At 55.9% G+C, this 10,298-nt stretch carries 5 protein-coding genes; 3 read left to right on the top strand and 2 right to left on the bottom strand.

Going from position 1 to position 10,298, the window contains the following annotated elements; genetic code table 11:
* Nucleotides 1-84: 84 nt before the first annotated feature.
* Both Q31a_RS22765 and Q31a_RS22770 read left to right on the top strand, forming a co-directional pair.
* Entirely contained in the window at nucleotides 85-987 is a 903-nt protein-coding gene (locus Q31a_RS22765) for an ATP-binding response regulator (protein ID WP_145082884.1), read from the top strand.
* A 19-nt stretch (nucleotides 988-1,006) separates the two neighbouring features.
* A complete protein-coding gene (locus Q31a_RS22770) occupies nucleotides 1,007-4,201 on the top strand; it encodes a hybrid sensor histidine kinase/response regulator (RefSeq protein ID WP_145082886.1) in 3,195 nt (1,064 codons plus the stop codon).
* Between the two features lie 246 nt (nucleotides 4,202-4,447).
* Here Q31a_RS22770 and Q31a_RS22775 read toward each other — a convergent pair whose 3' ends face one another.
* Nucleotides 4,448-6,265 (bottom strand): phospho-sugar mutase, encoded by a 1,818-nt coding sequence (locus Q31a_RS22775; RefSeq protein WP_145087557.1) that lies wholly within the window; start codon nucleotides 6,263-6,265, stop codon nucleotides 4,448-4,450.
* A 164-nt stretch (nucleotides 6,266-6,429) separates the two neighbouring features.
* Between Q31a_RS22775 and glmM the strand changes: the two genes are divergently transcribed.
* Entirely contained in the window at nucleotides 6,430-7,791 is a 1,362-nt protein-coding gene (glmM, locus tag Q31a_RS22780; protein ID WP_145082888.1) for a phosphoglucosamine mutase, read from the top strand.
* Nucleotides 7,792-8,065: 274 nt separating this feature from the next.
* Here glmM and Q31a_RS22785 read toward each other — a convergent pair whose 3' ends face one another.
* Nucleotides 8,066-9,658 carry an ATP-binding protein gene (locus tag Q31a_RS22785; RefSeq protein WP_231690901.1) on the bottom strand — a complete coding sequence of 531 codons (1,593 nt, stop codon included), beginning with the start codon at nucleotides 9,656-9,658 and terminating at the stop codon, nucleotides 8,066-8,068.
* Between the last annotated feature and the right edge of the window lie 640 nt (nucleotides 9,659-10,298).

Below are 10,298 nucleotides of genomic sequence, written 5' to 3' on the forward strand. Positions count from 1 at the left end.
GTGCTAGAATCACTCTCTACTGAAGTGGTCCGGGTATGCAGTCCTGCTCTTGTTTTGCTCCTCATCCATTCACGAGACCCAGTCATGCCAAATATCTTGTTAGTTGAAGATAGCCCCACCCAAGCGCTCCAAATCAAACTGCTCTTGGAATCGGCCAATCACGCCGTAACGTGTTGTGATGACGGCACGGCAGCCATCGAACACTTGATAAATGGAACCAGTGAAATCGTGGTGACCGACCTCGAGATGCCACTGATGAATGGACTTGAATTGATCAAGAAAATGCAGGCCGATTTTCCTGACATTCCCGCGGTCTTGGTCACCGGACGCGGTTCCGAGCGTCTCGCCGCAGAAGCCTTGCGAGTCGGCGCGACCGCCTATGTCCCTAAATCAATGCTCGACGAAATGCTGATCGGTACCGTCGAAGACGTGTTGGGAGTCATGCGTTCCGATCGCAGCTATGCGCAATTGATAGAGTGCACCGTTGAGAACCGCCTCGTCTTCGAAATCCCCAACGACCCACGCCTCCTATCCACCGCAATTGATTTGGTAATGCAGCTCGCCGGTGGCATGCAACTACTGTCGGGTGTCGATCGCTATCGTGTTGGCAATGCGCTGCGTCATGCCGGTTCCAACGCTATCTATCGAGGCAATCTAGGCTTGAGCCGCGAGCAGTGGCAACAACGCGATAGCGAGGACGATGAGATTACGGGGGACCATCCGCTCGTGTCCGAACGAATGAAATTGTCTCCCTACAAAGATCGCAAAATCCACATCGAAGCTCGCCTAATGCGAGATCTCATACGGATCGTCATACGCGACGAGGGGCAGGGGTTTGATACGCGCGAGGCGCTCAGTAGCAAGGGAGACACGTTGGATGAAAACCAAGGCCGTGGGCTCGTGCTGATTCGAAACTTCATGGACAAGGTCTCATTCAACGACGCTGGCAACGAAATCACACTCATCAAACATTGCGTCAAACACTAAATTCTTAAGCAACCTTCCGATGCCAGAGTTGAACATTGAAGCGATCTCCCAGCAGCCCGCCACCGAGGTCCTTGAGAGGCTAAGTGATTTTGCTTTTCTCTGCTCGAGGGATGGGCGGAAGTTATCGTTTGTCAATTCCAAAGCGGCTGCCTTTTTGGGCTGGACCTCGGCAGAACTGTGCAGCTTCCGCCCCTGGTGGGAGCAGGTCCTATGCCTCGAATCGCATGCGCTCTATCGCAATTTAATCGAGCACCTGGATACTTCGACGTCGTCGCAACCGCAACTGGCCCCCTTGGCTCTACCCTGCCAAAACACCGGTGGTGCCTCGGTGACCATGACGATTCACTCGGTATTCATTTCTGAAGACTCCTTGCTGCTGCTTGGCAGCCGGGCCACGGATACCGAATCCCCCGACGAGGTCCTTCGCCAGACTCAGGCCCGTTTCCGCTCGATTGTCGACAGTTTGTCCATCAATTTGGTCCTGAAGGACACGCACGGTCGTCGCATCTATGCCAACCGAGCCTACCTGGAACGTCGCAATCTCACCCTCGCCGATATTCTTGGCAAAACAGACCACGAGCTCTTCCCCAGCGACCTTGCCGAACAGTTTAAAAGCGACGATGCAAAAGTGCTTCAAGCAGGGGAGGTCATCCATAAGTTCGAAGAGAACGTTTCCAGCGACGGCAAACGCCAATGGAACGAAATCGTCAAAGGCCCCCTTCGCGACGCCGATGGGCAAATTACCGGTGTTCAAATCTTGTTCTGGGATGCGACGGTCCGCAAGGCAACAGAATTGGCGTTGGAGCGCGAGCGTTACCTGCTGCACGCCTTGCTCGACAATGTCCCCGATTCGATCTATTTCAAGGACCAAGAAAGCCGCTTCATGCGGATCAGTCGGGGGATGGCCGAGAAATTCAATCTCCCCAACACCACGGTAGCCATCGGAAAAACAGACGCCGACATCTTTACCGATGAGCATGCGCTGCAAGCCCGCGAGGACGAAATGCGCATTATGGAGACCGGTGCGCCCATGGTAGCCATGGTCGAACGGGAAACATGGCCGCATCGCGATGACACATGGTGCTCCACCACGAAAATGCAGCTCCGCGATTCGGAGGGCACCGTGGTGGGAACGTTCGGAATTTCCCGCGATATTACCGAGATGATGGTCGTCGAACAACAGTTGCGCGACGCTCGAGATCAGGCGCACCAGGCAAGCCAAGCCAAGAGCGCATTTCTCGCCAACATGAGCCATGAAATCCGCACTCCGATCAACGGGATTATCGGCATGGCCGAGTTGATGAACCATACGAACCTCAACGACGCACAGCGGTCGTTTCTAGAAATGGTCCAGCAGTCCGCCCACTCCTTGCTCCGCATCATCAACGACATTCTCGATTTCTCCAAAATCGAAGCCGGCAAGCTTGATATCGAATCACTCCCCTTCGAACTGCGGAAGTGCGTCAGTCAGGCAGCCAAGAGCCTAGCCATTCGGGCGGCTAAAAAGACGATTGAGCTAGTCCTCAAAATTGCTCCCGATGTACCGGAACATCTGATGGGAGACGCCGATCGATTGCGACAAATCTTGATCAATCTGGTGGGTAACGCGATCAAGTTCACCGACAGCGGTTCGATTACTATTGAAGTTGTGGTGGTCAACGGACCGCCGACGGTCCCCGACTACACCTTGCATTTTTCGGTAAAAGACACCGGCATCGGCATCCCGAAAAATAAGCAGACAGTAATTTTCGAAGCGTTTTCCCAGGCCGATGCTTCGACCACCCGGCAATACGGCGGCACCGGCCTAGGCCTATCGATTTCAAGTCAGCTGGTCACCATGATGGGTGGCAAGATCTGGCTGGCCAGCGAATTGGGGGTCGGCTCCACCTTCCACTTCACCTGCCGCATGCCCACCGCTCCGGAACCGGACCGGAGCGCCGATTCCGAGCGCCCTCCGCTGGACCTCACCGGGTTGCACCTCCTGCTCGTGGACGACAACTACGAGGGGCGATCGACTTTGGCGGCAGCCCTGCAGCGACACGGGTTGCAAGTCCTGGAGGCGAGCAATGCCGAACAGGCCGCCGAGCAATACAGCATCCTTCAAAAGGCGCCGAGTGACCACATCGCACTCATCGTCGACCAAGTCATGCCGCACATCGACGGCTCTGTACTGATCGAACGCCTCCTTCAATCTGCACCACGGCAGCCCATCACCATCTTGCTGTCGTCTGCCGTTCGCCCTCTCCACGCGGAGAATGCTGCCGCTCAGGAAAATCTACTGGTTCTGCAGAAACCGGCCTTGCAGTCGGAGATATGCGAGGCAATCCGTCGTACCCTGGCCCCTCCAGCCCCACCTGCCGCCTCTCCACAAAACACTCCTCCGCCCACTCGCCCCGAATCTCCACTGCGTCTACTGGTTGCCGAGGATGGAGAGGTAAATCGGGCTGTAATCGTCGGGCTGCTTCAACGAGAAGGGCATGACGTGACGGTCGCCGAAGATGGTACTGCAGCTGTCGACGCTTGGGAAGAATTCGAGTTCGATGGTATCTTGATGGATGTGCAAATGCCGGTCATGGATGGCATCGAAGCCACCCTTGCCATTCGCATGGCAGAGGAAAAGCAAGCAAGCAAGCGAAGAGTTCCCATCATCGCCGTCACAGCTGCGGCTCTAGCAAGCGACGCCGAGCGGTGCCTAGAAGCTGGCATGGACGACTATCTCAGCAAACCAATCGACTTTGGTGAGCTGGAGGACTTGCTGCAGCGTTTGCGGCTTCACAAGGAGCGTGGCGACCGGCAAGCCGCTTTCCTGCCTACAGACGCTCATCCGCCTCTCACGCAGACAGCTACCCAACATCGGCCTGAGAGTCCGAAATTCGAGGTGAATTTTGAGGCTCCTTTAAAGAAACTCAAGTGCTCCCCCGAACAACAACTCATGCTCGTCCAAACCCTGGAACGAGAAACGACCCAACGCCTGGGAGAACTCGCGCAGTCCATTGCAAACCACGACGATAAACTGCTCATTCGCGCCGCCCACTCCCTGAAGAGTGCCGCCAATCTATTCGAGGCGAAACAAGTGACGGAAGCAGCCAGGTCGGTAGAGGAACTGGCCCGGTCGGGCGATCTCAACTCCGCGATCGAGCAGATTGCAGAACTGCGGGGCACAGCAACCCTGCTTCTAGAGTCCATCCAAGAGTGGCTAGCCCACCACCAATGACGCAGTCTTGCCACGCACAGATCGTAACCGTTCACGACCTTCCCTATCCATTAACATTTTCAACCGTTGCTTCAGGTTTGAGTTTAAGTCGCAGACAACTGTGAACGGTTTCGGAGCATCCAGGCGGACGTTTTGGCAGGAAGCTGAATTGCTCTGGCTATCTTCCTGCCAACATTTTCCTGCCAGCAACACTCTCTGCTGCACCAGTCTCGCCCCGGCCAGGCTTCGGTCAAGAGTCGCCCTAACTCAAGAAATCACGCCAGCCACGTAGCTGCGAATATCCCTTTCGAGATCTGCCAGACGCTGAGCCAACTTGGCCTTGGCTGCCACCAAATCTTGGCTTTCGGCAGGAGGCAAATACGTGAACATGTAGAATTTCACTTTGGGCTCAGTGCCCGATGGGCGAACTGCAAAATAGTTCCCCTCCAAATCGAGATCGAGCATCACCATATCCGCGGGCAGCGCATCGAGTGGTTGCGTGGAGCCATCTGCAGCGCGGACCGTTAGCGATTTGTAGTCGCGAACGGCAGCCACCGGAAAGCCGCCCAACTTTTGCGGTGGCGAGGAGCGAAAGGCTTGCATCAACTTTTGCATGTGCGCCATCCCTTCGCTTCCCTCCATTTGCACATTGACGAGTCCTTCCTGATGGTAGCCATGCTGCCGCAGGAGCGCTGCGAGCCGTTCGTGAATCGACAGCCCTTGGCTCTTCAGCTGCGCACTCAACATGGACATCAACAAACAAGCCACGGCTCCATCTTTATCGCGAGCATATTGCCCAATGAGGTAGCCATGCGACTCTTCGGTTCCAAACACGAAATCGGCAGGACCGATGGCATCCATGGTGCCTGCGATCCATTTGAATCCGACATGCAAGTTCCCTTCACAGCGAACTCCGTAAGACGCTGCCACGCGGCGCGTCAATTCCGTCGTCACCAGCGTCTTGACCACGTAAGAACGCTCGCTGAGCATGCCCAATTCCTGCATTTTACTGCACACGAAATCGGTCAATAGAGCGCCGATTTGATTCCCGTTAATCGTCGCCCAGGGACCGCTCGAATCTAGCGTCAGCGGTGCGGCGCAACCCAGTCGATCGCAGTCGGGATCAGTAGCAATAATTAAATCGGCACCCGTCTGCTGAGCTCGCTCGATAATTTCATCAAAGATGGCAGGGTTTTCGGGATTGCTGACATGACCGGGCACGTTGGGAAAATCACCACTTGGTTCGGCATGCCGCGCGTAGACCTCGACGTCTTTGAAACCAGCCTGCTCCAGGACGGGCATGACGGCAAAGGAACCGACACCATGCAGCGGTGAGAAGATGATCTTGGAGTCGCGGGGACCGGGCCAAGCATAATGGTGGACCTCTGCAAAGAACGCCTTGTCCACCTCCTGGGTGCAAATCTTGACTTGCCCAGCTGCCAGAGCTTGCTGGAAATCCACCTTCTTGATCTCACGGGTATTCATGACCCGGTCGATGATCGCCTTATCGTGAGGAGGCAGAATCTGCCCGCCCGTCGACCAATAAACCTTGACCGCATTGTCGCTCGGCGGATTGTGACTAGCGGTCACCATGATGCCACAATCGCAGTGTTTAAACCGCACGGCGAACGACAATTGTGGCGTAGCTCGGTACTCGTCCAGGAAATAGACTTCGAACCCATTGGCCACCATGATCGACGCGCACAATTCAGCAAACTCGCGCGAGCGATGCCGCGTGTCGTAAGCGATGGCGCAGCTCAGTTGCTTGGACGGACTGTCGGGCTGTTCGAGGATATAAGTTGCCAGCCCCTGTGCGCTCTCGCCAATGGTCCGTTCATTGATCGCGTTGGAACCAAACTCATACATGCGGCCGCGCCGTCCCCCCGTGCCGAACGGGATGACCGTCCAGAACACATCATCCAACTTCTGCCAAGCTCCCTGCTCGATATGCTGGAGAATGGACGCTTGGTAGGGCTGGTAACGTTCTTCCGTCAACCAGCTCTTGAGGTGCTCTAGCGCTGGAGCGGTAAGCTGGCTGCTTGCCACAGCCTGTTCTGCCGCCAAAATCGCTTGTTCAACATTCATCATGTGTCCACCCCTTGCGGCACCAAACGGCCTGATTCAATTAATACAACTAGCAAAAATTCGTGAAAAACCAACAACAACCGTCACCAGGACTGGCGTAGCCGAGCATTCCGGGCGATTGTATTCCACTTAAATACAAGAGTACACCCAGTAAGGAGAGAAGCATGAGCGAGCCCATCATCAGCGTTAGTGGTCTACGAGGACTGATCGGTGAACAGCTAACCCCAGTGGTCGCCGCTCGCTACGTGGCGGCGATGGTCGCAGCCCTTCAAACCTCCCTAACCAGTACCGACGGGCACCGCGGAAAAATCGTCGTCGCGCGAGATGGACGCAACAGTGGACAGATGCTGGCCCGAGCTGTAACCGCGACCATCGTGGCCAGTGGACTGGATGCCATCGACCTGGATGTTGCCTCCACTCCCACGGTCGGAGTCCAAATCCAGCAGCTGAAAGCCGTCGGCGGAGTTCAGATTTCCGCGAGTCACAACCCCAAGGAATACAACGGCCTCAAACTTTTCGGCCCCGACGGACGCGTGCTAACCAAATCGATTGGAGAAAGAGTCCTGGAGGCCTACCGGGCCGGCCACAGTCGCTGGGTCGGAGTGGACGAGCTGGGCCAAGTGGAATCGATGGCTGATCCTCATCTCGAACACATGCAGCGGGTCCTAGCCACCATCGACGCCCCCTCCATCCAACAGCAACACTTCAAGGTACTCCTGGATAGCAATCACGGTGCAGGCAGCCTGCTGGGACGCAGATTGCTCGAAGCACTCGGGTGCGAGGTTACCGTGCTAGGTGAAGCGCCGCATGGTGCATTCGCGCATCCCCCTGAACCGGTCGCCGACAACCTGCAAGGCGTCTGCGCGCAGGTCAGGGCAGGGGGCTTCAAACTGGGCTTCTGCCAGGATCCCGACGCCGATCGTCTAGCCGTCATCGATGAGCTGGGCAATTACATTGGAGAAGAGATGACCCTTGCCCTGTGCTTGATGCAAGTCCTACCTCAACATCCTGGCACCATCGTCACCAATTGCGCTACCAGCGGGCTAGCGCGAGCGCTGTCCCTGCAATACGACTGCCCTCTACTGCAGTCGGCCGTTGGAGAAGCCAATGTGGCCGATTTGATGATTGCCGAAGGGGCCGTCTTCGGGGGAGAGGGCAATGGAGGACCGATCGACCCACAAGTCGGCTATGTGCGAGATAGCTTCGTGGGCATGGCCCGCATCCTAGATTTGCTGTCGAGCCGAAAAACCGAGATCAGCCACTTGGTGAGCGAATTACCACCGCTGGCGATTGTCAAAGATAAGGTCACCATGGAGGCGAGCCAACTCCCTGAATTCTGGAAGCGCTTAACTGCCGCCATGACCGACGCCAAGGCTAGTCAGCCCGATGGACTGAAACTCGACTGGGAAGACCGCTGGCTGTTAGTCCGCGGCAGCAATACCGAACCGATCGTTCGCTTGATCGCCGAAGCACCCAGCGTGGCAGAAGCGCAAGCCCTGTGTGACCGCGCCAAACAACTCCTATAGTCTCAAGTGGTCTCACAGGCTGCCCACGGCAATCCAACGCCCGCCTGGGTGGGGCGGAGGAGGGGACAAAACCAGGCAGTCCACCGCAGGAAGCATCGACGACGAATCGCCGCGATGCGGATCCTGGGCAGCCTTCGCCCGACCGTATTGCGGCGCTACACACTATGTCTTGCGGCGCTACACACTATATAGAGTGGTAGCCACGCACTACATCCTCACGCGGTATCCTCACGCGGTATCCTCACGCAATCGTCGTGCACTACATATATGTGCACTACATAATAGAGAAGTAGTTTTCGCAAGCAAAATCCACGAACTCCGGCTTGAGATCCAGCTGCTCGTCGTTGTACAGGCAATAATTCCGGATCTGCAGCAGCAAATCGCGAGGATGGCAATTGCGGAACGGGCGATTCGTTGGTTTGTAGTGTTTTTGGATCAAATAGTCGATCACTTCAGGCTTGTGAGGGATGTTCAGCTTCGGGCACATAATCTCGAAGAGCTTGCGAAACGCGACTTCCGACGGGTTGAGCACCTCGATCTTATAGGGAATCCGTCGTAGAAAGGCATCATCGACCAAGTCGCGAGGCTGCAGGTTGGTGGAAAAGATCACCAGTTGGTCGAAGGGAACCTCCGTTTTCTTACCGCTACTCAGATTTAAGAAGTCATAGCGTTTCTCTAGCGGAACGATCCAGCGGTTGAGCAGTTCGTCGACGCGCATCTTCTGGCGTCCGAAGTCATCGATGACCAACACTCCACAATTGCTCTTCATCTGCAGGGGTGCTTCAGCGATTTTCGTCTGGTGGTCCTCCTGAACCTCTAGCATTTCCATCGTCAACTCACCACCAGCGACGATGGTTGGACGGCGAATGCGAATCCATCGTCCGTCATACTCGGCCTGGTTTAGGACACCTGCCCCGGAGTCCACCTCTTCGGCAACGTGCAGCAGCGGGTCAAAAACCCGCATGATGTGCCCCTCGACATTCAGCGAGCGTGGTATCCAGATGTATTTTCCAAACGCCAACGTAATCCGCTCGGCGATGCTCGTCTTCCCGTTGCCTGGGTACCCATAGAGGAACATCCCCCGCCCACTATTGATGGCCGGCCCAAGCTTGCCCAACATCTTGCGATCGATCAGCAGGTCCTTGAATGCTTGCAATAACTGCTCTCGCCGCGGGTATTGCCCTTCGACCGATTGCAGACGCACCGATTCACGGTAGGCCTCTAAGGTCACCGGCGCCGAACCAAAATAGGTCGTGTTTTGCATGTATAGGCGACCGCGGGCGCGGCCCTGATCGGTCAGGACGTGCGTGTAGTCGTTGACTGAGTTCGCCCCCCGATAGGCGGTCATCTGCTCCTGCTTGAGCCGATTTAGGATCGGCTCCACCAGCAGGAAGGGGAGTTTGACTTGTCCAGCAATGCGTCTTCCGCTCATTTCACCGACGGTCAGCAAGTAGCGCATGATGAGCTCCTCAACCATCGACTCGCTTACGCCCGCCTCGTCCAGGCTGTTGGGAACCAGTGGAATGAAGGGCTCGTCACGGCTTCCAGTCATTCGACACAGATGGGAACCACGCTTGCGGGCGTCATCCAAGACTCCTCCGGCAGCCGGAGTGCCACTGGGACGAGTCCCGACTTCAGAAATGTGTTTAACGCTGCTCTCAACTTCAATTTCAGCGGGCTGGGCTGGGGCTTGGCTCATGGTTCTTAGTTCCGTGGAGTCCATTTCGACAATCGGCGGGGCGGGAGGAACCGCCTCGAGAGCGGACTTTCCGGCCAACATTCCATCAATACGTTGCAGAAGCGAGGCTAGATCCCCCGACTCAGGGGGCACAGCACCGGCATCCACTAAAGAATTAGTCTCGTTCATTGCATGTCGCTCTGCATAAGAGGGCGGGCAAACCAAATGCAGCGGTGTACGCAGGGACGAAAAGGCCGAAGCACACGTGCCGCACAGAGCAACCGTAGGTCACAGAAATGGTGCAAGCAACTGTTTGCGACCAACATTTGGGGGGTTATTGGGCCAACTTGGTTCAATCGCCGTCCTTTTTTGGATTTAGGGCAAAGTCCTGCGAGCAGTGGCGACGATAACTTGGGCATCCTCACTCGCTTTACCTGAGTACGCCACCGATTGAAGAGGCTCCACTAGAAAATTGGAGATCGGTAGCCCGGGTAGGACGAGCTGTAGCTGTCGACCATCAATTCGCAGTAATCAGCGGAGGAGATGAGCACAACTAAGGATCGAACCTTGGCCGGCCGAGCAACCTCGACCTTTGGCCATGGGGTAAGTTGTTCAAGTGTCCTGTGAGCCGAATTGGATTTCCTTTTCAAAATCTTCACGGGACGGCTTGTGCCCTTAAACCATCGCCCCTATAACTTGGCCCATCGCAAGTGAGAAACAAATCAGCGAAAACTGTCGCTCACGGTGAACTTTCAACAGGTTCCCACTGAGACAGACGAACCACCCGGTTCCGACAAAAAAACAGTTTTCGACTTGACCACCTTTCAAA

This window comes from Aureliella helgolandensis, from assembly GCF_007752135.1.
In the GTDB taxonomy this organism is placed as follows: domain Bacteria; phylum Planctomycetota; class Planctomycetia; order Pirellulales; family Pirellulaceae; genus Aureliella; species Aureliella helgolandensis.